Annotated in this window: 14 protein-coding genes and 1 pseudogene; 8 read left to right on the top strand and 7 right to left on the bottom strand. The window is 61.8% G+C overall.

The annotated features are described in order from the left end of the window. Window positions 1–13: 13 nt before the first annotated feature. Window positions 14–1,378 carry a glutamine synthetase family protein gene (locus tag APH34_RS15805; protein WP_054902050.1) on the bottom strand — a complete coding sequence of 455 codons (1,365 nt, stop codon included), beginning with the start codon at window positions 1,376–1,378 and terminating at the stop codon, window positions 14–16. 456 nt (window positions 1,379–1,834) lie between these two features. Between APH34_RS15805 and hrpA the strand changes: the two genes are divergently transcribed. Then, window positions 1,835–5,740 carry an ATP-dependent RNA helicase HrpA gene (gene hrpA, locus APH34_RS15800; RefSeq protein ID WP_054901968.1) on the top strand — a complete coding sequence of 1,302 codons (3,906 nt, stop codon included), beginning with the start codon at window positions 1,835–1,837 and terminating at the stop codon, window positions 5,738–5,740. Between the two features lie 174 nt (window positions 5,741–5,914). After that, complete coding sequence (locus APH34_RS15795; RefSeq protein WP_054901967.1) at window positions 5,915–7,036, top strand: beta-ketoacyl-ACP synthase III; 1,122 nt, start codon at window positions 5,915–5,917, stop codon at window positions 7,034–7,036. 104 nt (window positions 7,037–7,140) lie between these two features. Here APH34_RS15795 and APH34_RS15790 read toward each other — a convergent pair whose 3' ends face one another. Further along, entirely contained in the window at window positions 7,141–8,385 is a 1,245-nt protein-coding gene (locus tag APH34_RS15790; RefSeq protein WP_054901966.1) for a putative porin, read from the bottom strand. A gap of 261 nt (window positions 8,386–8,646) precedes the next feature. On the opposite strand from APH34_RS15790, the gene APH34_RS15785 reads away from it, so the two are divergent. Then, complete coding sequence (locus APH34_RS15785; protein WP_054902049.1) at window positions 8,647–9,774, top strand: GNAT family N-acetyltransferase; 1,128 nt, start codon at window positions 8,647–8,649, stop codon at window positions 9,772–9,774. Window positions 9,775–9,857: 83 nt separating this feature from the next. On the opposite strand, the gene APH34_RS15780 is transcribed toward APH34_RS15785, so the two are convergent. From APH34_RS15780 to APH34_RS15765, 4 genes are all read right to left on the bottom strand, one after another. Then, window positions 9,858–11,690 (bottom strand): ABC transporter ATP-binding protein, encoded by a 1,833-nt coding sequence (locus tag APH34_RS15780; protein ID WP_054901965.1) that lies wholly within the window; start codon window positions 11,688–11,690, stop codon window positions 9,858–9,860. Between the two features lie 62 nt (window positions 11,691–11,752). Continuing rightward, window positions 11,753–12,310, bottom strand: coding sequence for a peptidylprolyl isomerase (locus APH34_RS15775; RefSeq protein ID WP_054901964.1), 558 nt, complete (start codon window positions 12,308–12,310; stop codon window positions 11,753–11,755). Next, window positions 12,304–13,116 (bottom strand): alpha/beta fold hydrolase, encoded by an 813-nt coding sequence (locus APH34_RS15770; protein WP_054901963.1) that lies wholly within the window; start codon window positions 13,114–13,116, stop codon window positions 12,304–12,306. Before APH34_RS15770 ends, APH34_RS15775 begins: the two co-directional genes overlap by 7 nt. A 13-nt stretch (window positions 13,117–13,129) precedes the next feature. Further along, window positions 13,130–14,053 carry a LysR family transcriptional regulator gene (locus APH34_RS15765; RefSeq protein ID WP_054901962.1) on the bottom strand — a complete coding sequence of 308 codons (924 nt, stop codon included), beginning with the start codon at window positions 14,051–14,053 and terminating at the stop codon, window positions 13,130–13,132. A 48-nt stretch (window positions 14,054–14,101) separates the two neighbouring features. Between APH34_RS15765 and APH34_RS15760 the strand changes: the two genes are divergently transcribed. From APH34_RS15760 to APH34_RS15745, 4 genes are all read left to right on the top strand, one after another. Then, on the top strand, window positions 14,102–14,416 hold the full coding sequence (locus APH34_RS15760; RefSeq protein WP_054901961.1) for a hypothetical protein: 315 nt from the start codon (window positions 14,102–14,104) through the stop codon (window positions 14,414–14,416). 108 nt (window positions 14,417–14,524) lie between these two features. After that, a complete protein-coding gene (locus tag APH34_RS15755) occupies window positions 14,525–15,124 on the top strand; it encodes an FMN-dependent NADH-azoreductase (protein WP_054901960.1) in 600 nt (199 codons plus the stop codon). A gap of 162 nt (window positions 15,125–15,286) precedes the next feature. Further along, window positions 15,287–16,162 (top strand): carboxylate/amino acid/amine transporter, encoded by an 876-nt coding sequence (locus APH34_RS15750; RefSeq protein ID WP_054901959.1) that lies wholly within the window; start codon window positions 15,287–15,289, stop codon window positions 16,160–16,162. Window position 16,163: 1 nt separating this feature from the next. After that, the gene (locus APH34_RS15745) at window positions 16,164–17,099 is read left to right on the top strand and encodes an AEC family transporter (protein ID WP_054901958.1); all 936 of its coding nucleotides are present in this window, start codon (window positions 16,164–16,166) and stop codon (window positions 17,097–17,099) included. 199 nt (window positions 17,100–17,298) lie between these two features. Here APH34_RS15745 and APH34_RS15740 read toward each other — a convergent pair. Further along, window positions 17,299–17,823, bottom strand: a pseudogene (locus APH34_RS15740) (mechanosensitive ion channel family protein); the annotation flags it as partial. Between the two features lie 153 nt (window positions 17,824–17,976). Between APH34_RS15740 and gmtY the strand changes: the two are divergent. Next, entirely contained in the window at window positions 17,977–19,341 is a 1,365-nt protein-coding gene (gmtY, locus tag APH34_RS15735) for a gamma-mobile-trio recombinase GmtY (protein WP_245353425.1), read from the top strand. The last annotated feature ends 1,029 nt before the right edge of the window (window positions 19,342–20,370 follow it).

Here is a 20,370-nt window from a genome sequence, read left to right as displayed (position 1 = left end):
AATAGGGTAGGGCTCAGGCCTGGTGCAGGTACCAGCGCCAGTCCTGCTCGCTGACTTCAGCCATGAACTGGCGGTATTCGGCACGCTTGACCTTCAGGTACACGCCGAGGAATGCCTCGCCAAGGGCTTCCCTGGCCCATTCCGAGCGCTCCAGGGCGTCGAGGGCGGTCAGCCAGTCGGTAGGCAGGTGCTCGGTGGCCTGGGCGTAGCCGTTACCCTCGACCGGGGCGCCGGGGTCGAGCTGCTCGCGAATGCCGCGGTGGCTGGCAGCCAGAATGGCGGCGGCGGCCAGGTAGGGGTTGGCATCGGCGCCGCAGATACGGTGTTCGACATGGCGGCTGTTGGCCGGCCCGCCGGGCACGCGCAGGCTGACCGTGCGGTTGTCGACGCCCCAGGTCGGGGCCAGCGGTGCATAGCTGTTGGCCTGGAAGCGGCGGAACGAGTTGGCGTTGGGGCAGAACAGCAACAACGAATCGCGCAGGTGACGCAGCATGCCCGCCACGGCCTGGCGCAGCAGCGGTGTGCCGGCTTTGTCCTCGCTGGCGAACAGGTTGTTGCCCGCGCTGTCGGCCAGGCTCAGGTGCATGTGCATGCCGGTGCCGGCCAGTTGCGCGAACGGTTTGGCCATGAAACAGGCCTGCATGCCATGGGCATGCGCTACGCCTTTGACCAGGCGCTTGTAGCGGACCGCCTGGTCCATGGCGGCCAGGGCATCGCCATGCTCCAGGGTGATTTCCACCTGGCCCGGCGCGTATTCGGAAATGGCGGTACGCGCAGGGATGCCTTGGGCCTTGCAGGCGGCGTAAAGGTCGGCAAGGAACGGCTCGATCTGCTCCAGTTCGCGCAGGCCATAGACCTGAGTGCTGCGGGGGCGGCCGCCATCGTTATCCAGTGCCGGTTGCGGGCGGCCCTGGGCGTCCCGCTGCTGGTCAAGCAGGTAAAACTCCAGCTCGCAGGCCATCACCGGGTGGTAGCCGTCGGCCTTGAGTGCCTCGATGGTACGCAGCAGCACATGACGCGGGTCGGCAACGCTGGCTGGCAAACCTTCGCTAGGGTGCATGCTGACCTGCACGGCAGCGGTCGGCACGCGGCGCCACGGCAGGCGCACCAGGCTGTCTGCAAGCGGGTACGCGCGGCAGTCGATGTCGCCGACGTCCCACACCAGGCCGGAGTTTTCCACGTCATCGCCGTTGAGGGTCAGGCCCAGGATGGTGCTGGGCAGGGGCCGACCGCTCTGGTACACCGCCAGCAGCTCGTCGCGGTGCAGCAGCTTGCCGCGAGGGACGCCGTTGGCGTCGAGGATGAACAGTTCGAACAGCTCGATATCGGGGTTTTCAGCGAGGAAACGGCTGGCGTGTTCTACGGGGGCAAAGTGCATGGTGAATTCGCTCATAAGCGCACAGGACCGCCGCACAGGCGTGCGGTCCAAACTGAGTCAATCGGCCGAGGGGCGGCCGCGTCTGGTCACAGCGGCGAGAGCGAAATATCCGGTGGGCGGGCGTGTCGGCAGTGCCACAAGGCCCAGAAGGCGAGGATTACATGGACCAGCGGATTTTCGCCGGCGCGGGTCCGGGCCTTCGGTAGCGAAGGGCGGGACAGCGGCGGGGCGATGGGCTGGGCGGGGGTCATGCCTGGATACTCACATGCGGCGTAAGGTCGATTAAAGCAGTGAATGGCAACCTTTACATCGTTGTTGGCTAAACATTGCAATGGGTGTGACTGCCCGCGAACAGGCCAGTACAGACAGCAAAGTACCCGCGAATCTGCGACAATCGCGCATCCTTCGAATGCCGATCATGAAAAAGCAGGCCCACCTGCATCATTAAAAAGCCCCATGACTGACCACGCCATCGACAAACTGCTGCAAAACCTCGACCACGCCATGATCGCCGACCGCCATCGCCTGCGCCGGCAACTGCATGAGCTGCGCAAGCGCCCCGACGAGGCCAAGCTTGCGCAGTGGGTCGAGAAGGTCCAGGCGTCCTGCGCCCAGGTCACCGCCCGCCAACAGCGCGTGCCGCACATCCGCTACGACGACAGCCTGCCGATTGCCGCCAAGCGCGACGAGATCAAGAAGGCCCTGGCCGAGCACCAGGTGCTGGTGATCGCCGGCGAAACCGGCTCGGGCAAGACCACCCAGTTGCCGAAGATCTGCCTGGAGCTGGGCCGTGGCAGCCACGGCCTGATTGCCCACACCCAGCCCCGCCGCATCGCGGCCCGCAGCGTTGCGGCGCGTGTGGCCGAGGAACTGGGCACCCCGCTGGGCGGGCTGGTGGGCTACCAGGTGCGGTTCGAGGACCAGAGCGACGCCAATACCCTGGTCAAACTGATGACCGACGGCATCCTGCTGGCTGAAACCCAGCACGACCGCTTCCTCGAACGCTACGACACGATCATCGTCGACGAAGCCCACGAGCGCAGCCTGAACATCGATTTCCTGCTCGGCTACCTGAAGACGCTGCTGCATCGCCGGCCGGACCTGAAGCTGATCATCACCTCGGCGACCATCGACCTGGAGCGTTTCTCCCAGCACTTCGATGGCGCGCCGATCATCGAGGTGTCCGGCCGCACCTTCCCGGTCGACACCTGGTACCGCCCGCTGACCAGTGAGCAGGACGAAGAGGGCAACCAGGTCGAGGACGACCTCACCGTCGACCAGGCCATCCTCGCCACCCTCGACGAAATTGCCCACCACGAGCGCAGTGTGGGCAAAGGCCCCGGCGACGTGCTGGTGTTCTTGCCGGGTGAGCGCGAAATTCGCGATGCCGCCGAGATTCTGCGCAAGGCGCAGTTGCGCCACACCGAGATTCTGCCGCTGTATGCGCGCTTGTCACCGGCCGAGCAGCAGCGCATCTTCCAGTCGCACGCCGGGCGCCGCGTGGTGCTGGCCACCAACGTTGCGGAAACCTCGCTGACCGTGCCCGGTATCCGCTATGTGATCGATACCGGCACCGCACGTATCAGCCGCTACAGCTACCGTGCCAAGGTTCAGCGCCTGCCAATCGAAGCCGTGTCGCAGGCCAGCGCCAACCAGCGTAAAGGCCGCTGCGGCCGGGTCGAGCCGGGCATCTGCATCCGCTTGTACAGTGAAGAGGATTTCAACGGCCGACCAGCATTTACCGACCCGGAGATCCTGCGCACCAACCTGGCGGCGGTGATCCTGCAGATGCTGCACCTGCGCCTGGGCGCCATTGATGCCTTCCCGTTCATCGAGCCGCCGGATGGCAAGGCCATCAGCGACGGTTTCAACCTGCTGCAGGAGCTGTCGGCGGTCAACCGCGAAAACCAGCTGACGCCCCTGGGCCGCCAGTTGGCCCGCTTGCCGATCGACCCGCGGCTGGGCCGGATGCTGCTTGAAGGCGCCCGCCAGGGCAGCCTGCAGGAGGTGCTGATCGTCACCAGTGCGCTGTCGGTGCAGGACCCCCGTGAGCGCCCGCCGGAGCGCCAGCAGGCCGCCGACCAGGCGCATGCCCAGTGGAAGGACGTCGATTCGGACTTCGCCGCGCTGGTCAACCTGTGGCGGGGTTTCGAGGAGCAGCGCCAAGCGCTGACCGCCAACCCGCTGCGCAACTGGTGCCGCAAGCACTTCCTCAACTACTTGCGCCTGCGCGAGTGGCGCGATGCGCACCGTCAGCTGGCACTCATCTGCCGTGACCTGCAGTTGACGGTGAACAAGGAACCGTCCGACTACGCGAAGATGCACAAGGCCATCCTCAGCGGCTTGCTCAGCCAGATCGGCCACAAGACCGAGGACGGCGACTACCAGGGCGCCCGGCAGCGGCGCTTCTGGGTTCACCCGTCGTCGGGCCTGGGCCGCAAGCGCCCGCAGTGGCTGATGGCCGCCGAGCTGGTCGAAACCACCAAGCTGTACGCCCGCATGGTCGCCAGAATCGAGCCTGACTGGATCGAGCCGTTGGCCACCCATCTGGTCAAGAAGAACCACTTCGAACCGCACTGGGAGAAAAAGCGCGGCCAGGTGGTGGCCTACGAGCAGATCACCCTGTACGGGCTGATCCTGGTTGGCCGCCGTCCGGTGCACTTCGGCCCGATCGACCCGGTTACCTCGCGTGAACTGTTCATCCGTGAAGGGCTGGTGGGTGGCGAAATCCAGTCGCGGGCCAAGTGCCTGGCGGCCAACAAGCGCCTGCTCGAAGAGCTCGACGAACTGGAGGCCAAGGCCCGTCGGCGCGACATTCTCGCCGATGAAGAAACCCTCTACGCCTTCTATGAAGCGCGGCTGCCCGCCGAGATCCACCAGACCGCGACGTTCGACAGCTGGTACCGCATGGGCAGCCAGAAGGACGCCAACCTGCTGATCATGCGCGAGGAAGACGTGCTGGCCCGTGAGGCCAGCGAAGTCACCGCGGCGCAATACCCCGACAGCCTGCAGGTGGGGCCGTTGCGCCTGCCGCTGAGCTACCACTTCGAACCCGGTCACCCGCGTGATGGCGTTACCGTGCGGGTGCCGGCACCGTTGTTGCCGAGCCTGCCGGGTGAACGCCTGGAGTGGCTGGTGCCGGGCTTGCTCGAAGCCAAGTGCGTGGCCTTGGTGCGCAACCTGCCCAAGGCCCTGCGCAAGAACTTCGTGCCGGTGCCGGACTTCGTCAAGGCCTCGCTGGCGCGCATGACGTTCGGCCAGGGGGCATTGCCCCAGGCCTTGGGCCAGGAGCTGCTGCGCATGACCGGCGCCCGGGTGCCTGACGAAGCCTGGGAGGAGTCCGTCGGCCTGGTCGAAGGGCACCTGCGCATGAACATCGAGGTGGTCGATGGGCAGGGCAAATTCCTGGGTGAGGGCCGCGACCTGGCGCAGTTGACCGCCCGCTTCGCGGCTGCCAGCCAGGCGGCGCTGGCCGTGCCACGCAATGAAAAAAGCGAGCAGCCGGTGCAGGCCAAGGCTTTCAGTGAGGTCAAGCAGACCGCCCAGCAGAAGATCGCCGGCCTGTCGATGACGGTTTATCCGGCATTGGTGGAGGAAAACGGCACCGTGCGGGAAGGGCGCTTCTCGACCCAGGCCGAGGCGGCGTTCCAGCATCGCCGCGCCTTGCAGCGCCTGTTGCTGCAGCAGTTGGCAGAGCCGGCCAAGTTCCTGCGTAGCAAATTGCCGGGGCTGACCGAACTGGGCTTGCTGTACCGCGAACTGGGCCGTGTCGAGGCACTGGTCGAGGACATTCTGCTGGCCAGCCTGGACACTTGCATCCTCGAAGGGGAAGCCACGCTGCCACGTGATGGCGCGGCACTGGCCGGGCTGGCCGAGCGCAAGCGCGGCAGCTGGGCCGAGCATGCCGAGCGCCTGGCGCGTCAGACGCTGGAGGTGCTCAAGCTATGGCACGGCCTGCAGAAGCGCTTCAAGGGCAAGATCGACCTGAGCCAGGCAGTGGCCTTGAACGATATCAAGCAGCAGCTGGCCAACCTGGTCTATCCGGGCTTTGTACGCGAAACCCCAAGCGCCTGGTTCAAGGAGTTGCCGCGCTATCTCAAGGCGGTGGAGCTGCGCCTCGAGAAGCTCGGCGCCCAGGTGCAGAAGGACCGGGTATGGAGTGGCGAGCTGGGTAACCTGTGGGCGCAATACAAGGCCCGTGCCGACAAGCACGCCCAAGAGGGCAAGCGCGATGAGCAACTGACCCTGTACCGCTGGTTGCTGGAGGAATATCGGGTCTCGCTGTTTGCTCAGCAGCTGGGCACCAAGGTACCGATTTCTGACAAGCGTCTGAGCAAACAGTGGTCGCAGGTGGAAGCCTAAACACCCGAAGTTGTGGCAATATTGAGGCAATTTGGGGTCGCCTGGCGGCCCTTGTGGGGGCGGGTCACCCGCCCCCGAAGGGCACAGCCTTCGCCCGAGAATTGGCACTAAAGTGCCATTATGCATTTTCCAGCCAACGCCCCGTGGCGGTGGCCTTTGACCAGAGGAACGACCGTGCATAACGTCGTGATCAGCGGCACCGGCCTGTATACCCCGGCCCAGAGCATTTCCAACGAAGAACTGGTGCAATCCTTCAACACCTGGTCGCAGCAGTTCAACCGCGACAATGCCGCGGCCATCGAGCGCGGCGAGGTCGAGCCAGCACCGCTGTCCGATGCGGCGTTCATCGAAAAGGCCTCGGGCATCAAGAGCCGTTTCGTCATGGACAAGGCCGGCATCCTCGACCCACAGCGCATGAAACCGCGCCTGCCCGAGCGTTCCAACGACGAGCAGTCGATCCTGTGCGAAATGGGCGTGGCCGCTGCGCGCCAGGCGCTGGAGCGCGCGGGCCGCACGCCAGCTGATGTCGATGGGGTGATCGTCGCCTGCTCCAACCTGCAGCGCCCGTATCCGGCCATTGCCATCGAAGTGCAGCAGGCCTTGGGCATCCAGGGTTTTGCTTTCGACATGAACGTTGCGTGCTCTTCGGCCACGTTCGGCATCCAGACGGCCGCCAACAGCGTGCAACTGGGCCAGGCCCGTGCACTGCTGGTGGTGAGCCCGGAAATTTGCACCGGCCACCTGAACTTCCGTGACCGCGACAGCCACTTCATTTTCGGTGATGCGGCCACCGCTGTGCTGGTCGAACGCGCCGACCAGGCCACATCGGCGCATCAGTTCGACATCCTGGGGACCAAGCTGCAGACCGCGTTCTCCAACAACATCCGCAACAACTTTGGCTTCCTCAACCGTGCGGCGGAAGAAGGCATCGGTACGCGGGACAAGCTGTTCGTGCAGGAAGGCCGCAAGGTGTTCAAGGAAGTCTGCCCGATGGTCGCCGAGCTGATCGGCAAGCACCTGGCCGAAAACGACCTGCAACCGTCCGACGTCAAGCGCTTCTGGCTGCACCAGGCCAACCTGAGCATGAACCACCTGATCGTCAAGAAGCTGTTGGGGCGTGAAGTGGCCGAAGAGGATGCACCGGTTATTCTCGACCGTTATGCCAACACCAGTTCGGCGGGCTCGGTGATCGCCTTCCACCTCTACCAGGATGACCTGGCCAAGGGTTCGCTGGGTGTGTTGAGCTCGTTTGGCGCGGGGTATTCGATCGGCAGTGTGATCCTGCGTAAACGTTGAGATTGCCGGGGCCGCGCGGCCCCTGTTTTTTCGCAGACAAAAAAAGGCAGGAAATGCCGGATGGGGTCGGCATTTCCCGCCTGGGTAAAGCACAGCGGTATTGCTTAGAACTTGGCTTCCAGGTCCACCTGCAGCGTATCGACGTCAGCATTGCTGTTCGGCAGGTTCGAGTAGTCGGTCTTGGCCATCAGGTAAGCCGCGCCGAGGGAGAAGTTCTTGTCGATTTCATAACCGACCTTGAACTTGTGACCGCGTGAACCGGTGAAGCCGTTACCGAAGTCCGAATCGGTGAACAGGCTGACCACACCGTTCCGCTGTACGTCGCGGTAGTTGTAGTCCAGGCTCCAGGCGCCCACTTTGGTTTTCAGGCCGGCCAGCCAGGCCTTGTCCTTGCCATCGGTGCTTTCGGTGTTCTTGACGAACTGGCCGTAGGCCGACAGCGGGATGGCGAAGCCGGTGAAGTCCACCTGACCGAAGCCTTCCACCAGGTTGAACTCGTCGGTGGTGTTGCCCAGCGAGCGCAGGGCAGCAGAGGCCTTGTCGTTGTCGAAGCCGTAGATGCTGCCACCGACGGTGAGCTTGACGGTATCGGCGACGTTGAACTTGGTGCCCAACTGGCCGTGGTACAGCTGTGCATCGTGCTTGAACTGCACGCCGTCGCCGTCGACGTTGTCCTTCAGGTTGTAGTGACCGACGCTGCCGAACACTTCAGCCGCACCGAGGTTGGTCTTGTAGGTGACGGCCACGCCTTCGGGGTTGATGTCGCTGTCCCAGATGATGTCGCCCATGCTTACCCACGGCTGGTTCATCTTGCCGCCGATCAAATGCAGGTTCGGCACGGCAGTCGGGTGCCAGTCGAGGTAGGCCAGGTCGACCCACAGCGATTTCTTCTCGAAGTAGTTGTCCAGGCTCTGGTTGGTCGAGCGGGCATCGGCGCTGCTGCCGGTGGCCACACGCACGCCGGCGTCCACTTGCGGGTTGATCTCGCTGTAGAAACCGACGCGAGCACGCACGCGCTCACGGTCCTGGTTGCCACTGCGGGAGATCGGGTTGTCGACGTTGACGTCTTCGTAGCGCAGACGCACATCACCCTTGATCTGGGTCTTGGCGGCCCATGCCACTTTTTGTTCGAAAGAGCTCATACGTTCGGACTGAGCTTTCTGGTCGGCCTTTTCCTTGGTTTCTTTTGCCAGGTCGCCTTGCAGTTCGTTGTACTGCGCCTGGTTGATCGAGCCATTGGCGCGGAGCATTTCGAGCAGCTTGGCGTCGACAGCAGCACTGGCCGGAGTACTCAGAGCCAGCATCATGCCGGTGAGGCTCACTCCGGTAAGTGTAGAAACAAGACGCATAAGGTTCTCCCTACTGAAAAAAATTGGGGAGGCTCAGCGCCCGCCCCCATGTTGGCATGTCTTCGGAAAGGGCCTGAATAGACAGGTTCTGGGGTTCCGGAAAACAGGCGCAAGTATTGCGAGGGCGAATGACAGAATAATGTCTAATTGGTGGCACTGTTGTTAAGTAATTGAAGCTAAAAGGGCTGGTCAGGTAATCGTCATTTGAGTGACATGCCGCTGTTCCCTGATACTTATGGCTCCCCACCGCGAGTCGAAACCGTGACCAGCCTCTACAGCCTTGCCCATTTGCGTGACCTGCCAGCGGCGACCTGGGACGCCCTGGTGCCTGCCGGCCAACCGTTCTTGCAGCATGCGTTTCTCAGCGCCCTGGAAGACAGCGGCAGTGTCGCGCCGGCCACTGGCTGGGCGGCCGAGCACCTGGTGCTGGAGCGCGACGGGCAGGTGCGTGCGCTGTTGCCCGCCTACCGCAAGTGGCATTCGTTCGGTGAGTACGTGTTCGATCACGGCTGGGCCGATGCCTGCGAGCGCGCCGGTATCGCCTATTACCCCAAGCTGCTCGGCGCGGTGCCGTTCAGCCCGGTCAGCGGCCCACGCCTGCTGGCGACCGACCCTGCCGACGCGCTGCTCGTGCTCCAGGCCCTGCCCGAATACCTTGGCAAAGGCGGGCTCTCCGGGGCCCATATCAACTTCACCGACCCGGGCCTGGATGCACAGATGACCCAATCGCCGGGCTGGATGGAGCGTTTGGGGTGCCAGTTCCACTGGCGCAACCAAGGCTACCGCGACTTCCAGGACTTTCTCGACACCTTGAGCTCACGCAAGCGCAAGCAGATGCGCAAGGAGCGTGAGCAGGTGGCCGGGCAGGGCATCGATTTTCGCTGGTACCGGGGCGATGAACTGGATGAGGCGCAGTGGGATTTCGTCTACCTGTGCTATGCCAACACCTACGCGGTGCGCAGGCGCACGCCGTACCTGACCCGCGAGTTCTTCAGCCTGCTGGCCGAGCGCATGCCCCAGGCGCTGCGGGTGGTGATGGCTCGGCAGGGTGGACGAGCGGTGGCCATGGCCTTGAGCCTGGTGGGGGGCGACAGCCTGTTTGGCCGTTACTGGGGCAGCCTGGACGCGTTCGACCGGCTGCACTTCGAAACCTGCTTCTACCAGGGCATGGACTTTGCGATTGCTGAACGATTGCAGCGTTTCGATGCCGGCGCGCAGGGTGAGCACAAGTTGATTCGCGGGTTCGAGCCCGTGCTCACGCGGTCGTGGCATTACCTGCTGCACCCGGGGCTGCGGCGCGCGGTGGAGGCCTTTCTGCATCAGGAACGGGAAGGGGTTAGGGCGTATGCCGAAGAGGCGCGGGGGATGTTGCCTTACCGTCGGGATTGAGAGCCTGTTTGCGTGTTGGCCCCTTCGCAGGTGGCCCCCCACACCACTGCCGTTGAGGGCAGCGGTGTGGGGCCGGTGACGTGTCAGTCGACGCCGACGAAGCCGCCGGTCTGGTGATGCCACAACCGGGCATACAGCCCTTGCTGAGCCAGCAGTTCGCTGTGGCTGCCGCTCTCCACGATGTGGCCCTTGTCCAGCACCACCAGCCGGTCCATGCGGGCGATGGTCGAGAGGCGGTGGGCGATGGCGATCACTGTCTTGCCCTGCATCAGCGTCTCCAGGCTCTCCTGGATCGCTGCTTCCACCTCCGAATCCAGCGCTGAGGTGGCCTCGTCCATGATCAGGATCGGTGCGTTCTTGAGCAGCACCCGGGCGATGGCGATGCGCTGGCGCTGGCCGCCCGAGAGCTTGACCCCGCGCTCGCCGACATGGGCATCGAAACCGGTGCGCCCCTGGGCATCGGACAGCTGCGGGATGAACTCATCGGCCCGTGCACGGCGTACTGCTTCATGCAGCGCCGCCTCGCTGGCATCGGGCCGGCCGTACAGCAGGTTGTCGCGGATCGAGCGGTGCAGCAGCGATGTGTCCTGGGTGATCATGCCGATCTGCGCTCGCAGGCTGGCCTGGCTCACTTCGGCGATGTTCTGCCCATCGATCAGGATGCGCCCGCCCTGTACGTCATAGAGGCGCAGCAACAGGTTGACCAGGGTCGACTTGCCAGCGCCGGATGGGCCGATCAGGCCGATCTTCTCCCCTGGGCGTATGTCCAGGTTCAGCCCCTCGATCACGTTGCCGCCTTTTCCGTAATGGAAGTCCACATCATCGAAACGCACGGCGCCGCGGCTCACCTTGAGCGCTGGGGCCTGGGGTGGGTCGGTGACAGTCACCGGCTGGGCAATGGTCTGCAAACCGTCCTGGACCATGCCGATGTTCTCGAAGATGCCGTTGACCACCCACATGATCCAGCCGGACATGTTGACGATACGGATCACCAGGCCAGTGGCCAGGGCGATGGCACCCACGGTGATCATCGACTGGGTCCACAACCACAGCGCCAGGCCCGTGGTACCCACCACCAGCAGGCCGTTGAGCGTGGTGATGACCACGTCCATGCTGGTGATCACCCGCGAGGCCAGCTGGGTTTTTTCGGTCTGTTCGCTGATCGCCTCACGGGCATACTGCTGCTCGTAGTCGGTGTGGGCGAACAGCTTGAGCGTCGCGATGTTGGTGTAGCCATCGACGATGCGCCCCATCAGTTTGGAGCGGGCGTCGGACGAGATCACCGAGCGCTCCTTCACCCGTGGCACGAAGTAGAACAGCGCGGCGATGTAGCAGACGATCCAGGCCAGCAGCGGCAGCATCAGGCGCCAGTCGGCCTCGGCGAACAGCACCAGCGAGGTGATGGCGTAGATCAGCACATGCCACAACGCATCCACCGCCTGCACTGCGGAATCACGCAGGGAGTTGCCAGTCTGCATGATGCGCTGGGCGATTCGCCCGGCAAAATCGCTCTGGAAGAAGTTCAGGCTCTGCTTGAGCACGTAGCTGTGGTTCTGCCAGCGGATCAGGCTGGTCATGCCGGGGTTGATGGTCTGGTGCACCAGCAGGTCGTGCAGGCCAAAGAATATCGGCCGCAGCAACAGGACCACCACCAGCATCCAGATCAGCTCGCCGCTGTGTTCGCTGAAAAAGTTGGCATTCGGGGTGCCCTGGGCCAGGTCGATGATGCGGCTCAGGTAGCTGAACATCGCCACCTCGATCAACGAGGCAACCAGGCCAACCACCAGCAAGGCGAGAAAGCTCGGCCAGACCTGACGCAGGTAATACAGGTAGAACGGCCACACCTGGGTGGGCGGCGACTCGCTGGGCGCGTCGCGGAAGATATCGATCAGTTGCTCGAAACGGCGGTAAAGCATGGGTGACAACACTCCTGTTCTACCCGGCCCCAGGCGGACTCACATCCCTGTGCAGCCTGCGGTCAGTCGATACGTTTGGCAGACTTGATGAACACCGGGTCGGCGGGTACATCGCGCATGCCTTTCTTGATGGTGGTTGGCGAGTTGACGATCTGGTCGACCACCTCCATGCCCTTGGTCACTTTGCCGAATACCGCGTAACCGGCATCGCGGCCTGGGTTGAGGAAGTCGTTGTCGGCCACGTTGATGAAGAACTGGCTGGTGGCCGAGTTCGGGTTGGACGTGCGCGCCATGGACAAGGTGCCGCGGGTGTTCTGCAGGCCATTGCTGGCCTCGTTGCGGATCGGCGCCTTGGTGTCTTTCTGCACCATCTGCTCAGTGAAGCCTCCGCCCTGGACCATGAAGCCTGGGATCACGCGGTGGAAAATGGTGTTGTTGTAGAAACCGCTGTCGACGTACGCGAGGAAGTTCTGGGTACTGATCGGCGCCTTCTCGGCATTGAGCTCGATTTCGACCTGACCAAAGCTGGTGTCCAGCAGCACGTGAGGGGTCTTGTCGGACGCCATGACGCTGGTGGCGAAGGCGACCGAGCAGGCGGTGAGCAGAAGTTTTTTCAGCATGGGCTCAAAGATCCTTGAGAGGTGGATGCGGCTGCGAGGAATTGCAACAACGTCTGGTTGAAGACCTCGGGTTGATCGAGGGGTGTAGCGTGCCGGGAATCGTCGATGACTACCAGCCTTGCCTGGGGCATCAGGGCAACATAACGCGCTTTGAGTTGTACCGGCGTGTAATCGTGGTCGGCGGCAATCACCAGCGTGGGACAGCGAATCTGCCCGATGCGTTCCTGCACGCCCCAGTCGACAATGGCGTCGAAGCTTCTGAGGTAGGCGCGCTTGTCATTGCGTGCCCAGCGCTGCGCCATCTTTTGCCGCAGTTCGGTTTGCTCAGGCTTGGGGAACAGCCGCTCGGCCAGGCCCTTGCCGACCGTTTCGACACTGAGGATACGCGCCAGGCCCCAGCGTTTGGCCCACCAGAGCCAGTCGCTGCGGCTGCGGCGCTTGACCTCGGGCGCGCTGTTGACGATGCACAGACTGCGCAGCCATTGCGGATGATCGACGGCGAACTGAAAACCGACCATGCCGCCCATGGACAGCCCGACCAGGTGCACCGGGCCGGTTTGCAGGTGCTCCAGCAGGGCCAGCAGGTCCTCGCTGAAAGTGGCGATGTGGTAACCGTCGCGAGGCTTGTCGGAGCGGCCGTGGCCGCGGATGTCCATGAGGATCACCCGGTAATGGCGGCTCAGTTCGGGTAGCTGCAGCTCCCAGTCCTGGCTGCTCGAACCCAGGCCGTGCAGCAGCACAACGGGTTCGCCGTGGCCGTATTCCTGATAATGCAGTGAGCATCCTTCATGTTCGAAATAGGCCATGGGCGCGGTCCTCTCAGGCTTGTGGGGGGGCTGCGAAGGGCACGTCCAGTGGCGCGGTGTCGAAATTGCGCAGCAGGTCGATGAGAATCTGCGTGGCCGGGCCCAGGGTCTTCTCTTTGCTGGAGTAAAGGTAGAACAGGGGATGGCGGCTGCCACCCTGATCCAGCGGCAGTGGCTTGAGCACACCCTCGCGCAGCTCGCGTTCGATCATGTGCCGCGGTAGCCAGGCGAAGCCCAGCCCGCTGCTGACGAAGGTGGTGGCGGTGCCCAGGCTGCCGACTGTCCAGCGTTGTTCGGCGCCGAGCCAGCCGACATCGCGTGGCTGGGCGCGCCCGGAATCACGGATCACTACCTGCAACTGGCTTTCCAGGTCCTGGAAAGTGATCTCCCGGCCCAGGCGGTGCAGGCTGTGCTCGGGGTGAGCGACGGCGACGAATTCCACCGCGCTCAGTTCGCTGCCCAGGTAGCCGCCGATGCTGTAACTGCTGATGGCAAGGTCGGCGATGCCTTCGTGCATCACCTCCTCGACACCGGACAATACCTCTTCACGCAAACGCACCCGGCACCCGCGACTCTGCGGCATGAACGCGGCCAGGGCGCGCACCAGGCGGGCGCTGGGGTAGGCGGCATCGACCACCACGCGCACCTCGGCCTCCCAGCCTTGCTCCATGTGGTGGGCCAGGTCCTCGAGCTGGCTGGCCTGCTTGACCAGGTGGCGCGAGCGACGCAGCAGCACGTTACCCGCCTCGGTCAGCACCGCCTTGCGGCCATCGATGCGCAGCAACGGTACGCCCAGTTGCTCCTGCATCCGCGCTACGGTGTAGCTGACCGACGACTGCGACCGGTGCAGGGCCTCGGCGGCCTGGGCAAACCCCCCGTGATCGACCACTGCCTGCAGGGTTCGCCACTGATCCAGGGTTACGCGCGGCGCTTTCATCTTTGGCTCCTGTTGTCCTAAGCTGCGCTCTTTCAAGGAGAGCGCCCCATGAAGAAATGTTGTGCGGCAATACTGATGTGCCTGCCCCTGGGAGCCATGGCTTACCCCATCGATGTGCAGAAGGAACTGGCCGGGGTCAAGCTGGACTACACCGCCTACGACACCGCTTACGATATCGGTGCCATTACCCTGAACAACTATGGGCAAGTGCCGGCGGCCTGCAAGGTGACGTTCCGCAACGGCCCCGAGGCGCCACGGGTACGCCGGGTGAACGTACCGGCTGGTAAAAGCGTGGACGTGACGGCCAAGTTCAACCGGCAAATCATCAAGCTGCGTATCGCCCTCGATTGCAAAGCCGTTTAAAACGAATTAATCGATAGATTGAACCCACTTTTTACGCTTTTTTATCGATAGGTCAAGCCTTAATCTCACCTCCATCGAATCGCACCCTATTTGCCGATGGAGGCACCCATGTCCCGCGTACTGATCATCGAAAGCAGCGCACGCCAGCAGGATTCCGTATCCCGTCAGTTGACCCGAGACTTCATCGAGCAATGGCGCGCGGCGCACCCCGACGATGAAATTACCGTGCGCGACCTCGCTGTGACGCCTGTACCGCACCTGGATGCCCACCTGCTGGGCGGCTGGATGAAACCGCAAGCGCAGCGCAGTGCTGCCGAACGGGATGCTCTGGCCCGCTCCAACGAATTGACCGATGAGCTGCTGGCGGCCGATGTGTTGGTGATGGCAGCGCCGATGTACAACTTCACCATTCCGAGCACGCTCAAGGCCTGGTTGGACCATGTGCTACGGGCCGGCATTACCTTCAAGTACACGCCCACCGGACCGCAAGGCCTGCTGACCGGAAAGCGCGCCATTGTGCTGACTGCCCGTGGCGGCATCCATGCGGGCGCCACCAGCGACCATCAGGAACCGTACCTGCGCCAGGTAATGGCCTTCATCGGCATTCACGATGTGAATTTCATCCACGCCGAAGGCCTGAACATGAGCGGTGATTTCCATGAGAAAGGCCTGAACCAGGCCAAGGCCAAGCTGGCCGCAGTGGCCTGAGCCCAAACCAATTCCCAACCCTGACACCTGTTGCTCCTTTGGGTGTACCTGCCCGGCCTCGATGGCCGGGTTTTTTTTGCCTGTGTGGCCGCACATTCCTCATGGTTGAACAGATTGCCCGCAACCCGCTAAGGTCGCGGCCTTGTTTTACGAGAGACAACCATGGGCTACCTGATAATCGTCGCGCTGATCCAGGCGTTTTCCTTCAGCCTGATCGGCGAGTACCTGGCGGGCCACGTCGACAGCTACTTTGCCGTGCTCGCACGGGTGCTGCTGGCGGGCCTGGTGTTCCTGCCACTGACGCGCTGGCGCCAGGTCGAACCGCGCTTCATGCGCTCGATGCTGCTGATCGGCGCACTGCAATACGGCATAACCTACGTCTGCCTGTACCTGAGCTTCCGTGTGCTGACGGTACCGGAGGTGCTGTTGTTCACCATCCTCACACCTTTGCATGTAACCCTTATCGAAGATGCCTTGAACCGCCGCTTCAACCCTTGGGCGCTGCTCGCCGCACTGGTCGCGGTAGCGGGTGCGGCGGTGATCCGTTTTGACAGCATCAGCGGTGACTTCTTCATCGGCTTCCTGCTGCTGCAACTGGCCAACTTCACCTATGCCGCCGGGCAGGTGCTGTACCGCCATCTGGTCGCGCGCAACCCCAGCGACCTGCCGCACTACACGCGCTTTGGCTACTTCTACCTGGGGGCGTTGCTGGTCGTACTGCCGGCCTTCCTGCTGTTCGGCAACACCCAGCACCTGCCGAGCACCGAGGTACAGTGGCTGGTGTTGCTGTTCCTTGGCTTGTGCCCGACGGCGCTGGGGTTGTACTGGTGGAACAAGGGCGCCTGCCTGGTATCCGGCGGCACGCTGGCGGTGATGAACAACCTGCATGTGCCGGTGGGCTTGCTGCTCAACCTGCTGATCTGGAACCAGCACGAGCCATTGGGGCGGCTGTTCATCGGCGGGGCGATCATCCTGTGCTCGGTGTGGTTGAGCCGTCTCGGTAGCCGTACTGAAGCACCGCTGACCCACAAGGCTTGATATGCACACCATTTTCGTCATCGTTGCCCCGATCTTCGCCTTGATCCTGGTCGGTTACCTGTGCCGCCGGGCCAACAAGCTCGGTGACAAGGCTGCTGCCGAGATCAACAAGATGGTGGTCTGGCTGTGCCTGCCGGCCTTGTTGTTCAAGGTAACGGCCACCGCGACCTGGAGCGAGGTCTGGCATCCGGGGTTCATCGTGGCGTTTGGAGTGGGGGCGCTGGCGATGTTCGTGGTCACCCTGGCCTGGCGGCTGTTCAGTGGCCATGGCCTGGTGGCGGCGAGCATCGACGGGCTCAGCGCGGGTTATGCCAACACCGGCTATATCGGTATTCCCCTGTGCCTGCTGCTGTTCGGCCAACCGGGGCTGCAGCCGGCGTTGATTTCGTCGTTGATCGTGGTGTGCCTGGTGTTCGCGATTTCGCTGACGTTGATCGAGATCGGCTTGCAAGAGGAGCGGCAGATAGGCCGTGCGGTGCTGGTCGTGAGCAAGGCGCTGGCGAAGAACCCGTTGGTCATTTCACCGGTGGTGGGGGCTGCCTGGGCCATGTTCGGGTTGGGGCTGGCCGAGCCGGTGCTGCATTTTCTCGACATGCTGGCGGTGGCCACCACGCCCTGCGCGTTGATCTCGCTGGGCGCTTTCCTGGCAGAGAAGCGCCCTGGCGCCCAGGCCAGCCCCTGGCCATTGGTGGCGTTGAAGCTGGTGGGGCAGCCGGCGCTGACATGGGTGCTGGCGTTCAAGGTGTTCAGTTTGCCGACGATGTGGGCGGCCTCGGCGGTGCTGCTGGCGGCGCTGCCGACGGGGACCGGGCCGTTCATGTTGGCGGAGTACTACAACCGAGAGGCGGGGCTGATTTCGCGGACCATCCTGTTGTCGACGGTGGCTTCGCTGGTGACCTTGACCGGTTTGTTGTACCTGCTGGGTTATGCGGGGTAGGTGAGGGCCCATTCGCGGGGCAAGCCCGCTCCCACAGGTTCTCTGCCGGGCCCCCCCCTGTGGGAGCGGGCTTGCCCCGCGAATGGGCCGCAAAGCGGCCCCGGCAATCTCAACCTCGCTCAATCCTTCCCCAGGTAGGGCACCCCCCTGTGGGAGCGGGCTTGCCCCGCGAACGGGCCGCAAAGCGGCCCCAGCACTCTCAAACCTCGCTCAATTCTTCCAAACGGTGCGGCACGCGCCCCGCCAACCCCACCCGCATGTCATTGCCACTCGGCTGCTGATACAAGCTCAAGCCAAACTCCGGCAACACCGCCAGCAGGTAATCGAAGATATCCCCCTGAATCCGTTCGTAATCCGCCCATACCGTGGTGGTGGTAAAGCAGTAGACCTCCAGCGGAACCCCTTCGGCCGTGGTCTGCATCTGCCGAACCATGCAGGTCATGCCCGAATGGACATCAGGGTGATTCTTCAGGTACGCCAGGGCAAAGGCACGGAAGGTGCCGATGTTGGTCAGCTTGCGGCGGTTGGCCGCCAGCTCCGGCACCGGCCCCAGCGCCTCGTTCCAGGCCTGCAGCTCCTGGCGCTTGGTCGCCAGGTAGTCGCCCAGCAGGCGCACCTGGCTTAGGCGCTGTTCTTCCTCGCGGGTCAAAAAGCGCACGCCCGCGGCGTCGATGAACAGGCTGCGCTTGATGCGTCGCCCGCCCGACTGCTGCATGCCGCGGTATTATAACCGATGACCAAAAACATACTATCAACGCAAAACTACTCCCTGATACCCCCAAAAATCCCCCCTCCAATCAGCCTTCCCTGACCCGCTCACCTAAGCTAAAATTAGATATGTCCGCATACTATATACTATATAACAGGTGCGATTCTGATGGCCTACGTCCTGAAAATCAACACGCTTTACCAGAATGACAAGACTGGCCGTGAGGTCATGCTCCCCGCCCTGATCACTCAAGATGGCATCCTGATCTCTTTGCTGCGATTCCTTTCCCAAGCCAAAAAGAGTGCGTCTTGGATGGAGCGGTGCGTCTACGCGGTGCAGCATCTCATCCAGTTCATCAATGCCAACGAGGGCAAGTTCACGAAGGTGACAGAGCTTCTCCAGGCGTTCGTCAATGCTTTGGAGTTGGGCACCATTGACGTTGAGACCTCGACAGATCCCACGGGTTTGTACTGGGTACCGAGGAAGGTGAAGGACTCATCGTTCCTGTTGTATCTCATTACTGTCTACAGCGATTGGCTAGCCGAACAGGACGGTCATAGTGGCGCCCGGGCAAACCCGTTCCGCAAGGCAACCCGGGTTGAGGAGCGAATAAATTGGTGCGCTTACCACCATAAAGAACAGAACATATTCCTGCGCCATTTGATCAAGGATCGCAGTAAGGCAAGTAATGCACACTTTGTTCGTCAGGTTCGTGCTGGCAATGCACCGTCGGCTAATAGAAAAATAACAAAACGATTTCCGGAAAGCGAAATAGATAATCTGTTGGTTAATGGTTGGGTTCGAACTTGTAATGATCCTGGCGCAACAGAGCATGATTTCATTGACTACAAAGGGCGTGCTATCACTATATTGATGCATTACGGTGGCTTGCGTAAGTCTGAACCTTTCCATTGGTATTTGGGGGATTTAGTACTTGACAAGAAAAAGGGAGAGGGCATTGTTCGTATATGGCATCCATCGAATGGGCGATCCCCGGAAAAGGGCTACCGTAATCGTAGAGACTACCTGCAGCGGCGTTATCGTCTTCTTCCGAGAACAGATTATGTGGTTCAAAGAGCTCTCTATGCAGGTTGGAAAGCGCCTAAGCTTATCGATGGTGATGATGGTTATATTGAGATTTACTTCTCCCCGGTCGAAAAGGCGAAGGAGTTTTATGCGAACTACATGAACTATCTGAAATACCAACGGGTCGACCCACCGCCTGAGTTCGATCACCCGTATGCATTTACCAATAGCTCTGGGCATCCTGAAACGATCAAAAATTTCAGCCAGCAACATCGAGCTGCTGTCGAGCGTATCGGCCTTCCTCATAAGAAGGCATTCGGCACTACTGAGCATGGGCACCGCCACGCCTATGGCTTCAGGCTCGCTGCGTACGGTTTCTCCGGCGTGTTCATATCCAAAGCTATGCACCATAAAAATCTGAATTCGCACCTCGTGTACATCGAGCCAAGCAGTGAGGACATCCGGGATGAGATGGAGCGGGTAGAAGGAAAGCAAGTTGAGGTCTGATTCCTGTACATACGGGCCTTACAGAGACCATCGTATCGATCTTCCCGACCTGTTCGATACCGACCCTGTAAAGGCCTGATATGGGGGGCTGATAGAAGCGTGGATCGACTCCCCCCTCTCGCCCTATGGTTCAAGCGATCATCGCTGCAGGCCGCGCTTCCCCAGTCATTGTCGACCTGGGCAGTGCGGGCACGCTAAGCGCTCCTCGGCAGTGATTGCCTCACATGGCCTGCTTCTCAAGTCTTTCCATATAGCCCTACCTAGGCTTCGTACGAAAAGTGCCTGTGGCGATCATGCTGCATTGAAAACAGCCTCGGAATGCTCATTCAACCCGTAACCTTCGCTTCCTCTGCAGTTTTCGCCTCGCCTGACGCTCGTCTCAAGACCTTTGAAGCTGAAGCCTAGCTAACACCCCCTTAGCGCAAGCGCTTCCAGATGGCTCGGCATTGAAAAAAGATGCGACAAATTGTCGCATGACTGCTCAGAGAATCTCCTTCCTCTCCAATTCAGAATTGGAGCCGACTGGCTTCTCAATTTTAAAATGAGGTCGACCGTGCAGGTCTCGATGGTGGTCGAAAGCACGTCCTGTCAGGCGTTGTGCGCCGGCGCGACGCCCCCAGGGCGCGCGGTTTTTAATTCGAAATCATGCCTCAGCCAGCCCATTTAAAAATTGAAACTCCTCCCCTTCATGGAAACGACCAGGCTGAGAGCCCCAAGTTTTGCCATGTGCAGGGAAGTGGCTGCGCTTTGCCAAATAAAATTTTAAAATCATTTTTTAATTTTTCAGTCGTTTAGAAAATAATTAAATTCAATATACGGCTAATTCATTAGGCCGGCCTGGTGGCATCAGATCTACTGCTGAGGTCTCAATTCTAAAATTTGACAAGCGGTAGTTGGCCGGCCAGCTCTACGCATTTGAAGGCTTAGGGCCAGTCGTAAGTACTGCCTGCTAACTTTTGCGCTCTTGCAATGTGGTTTCAAAGATGGTTGCATCTATCCGGTGTTGACTTTCACTTGAGAAGTCAAATC

The organism is Pseudomonas sp. NBRC 111131, assembly GCF_001320525.1.
GTDB lineage: Bacteria > Pseudomonadota > Gammaproteobacteria > Pseudomonadales > Pseudomonadaceae > Aquipseudomonas > Aquipseudomonas ceruminis.
This window is presented reverse-complemented; position numbering and strand designations above follow the sequence as displayed.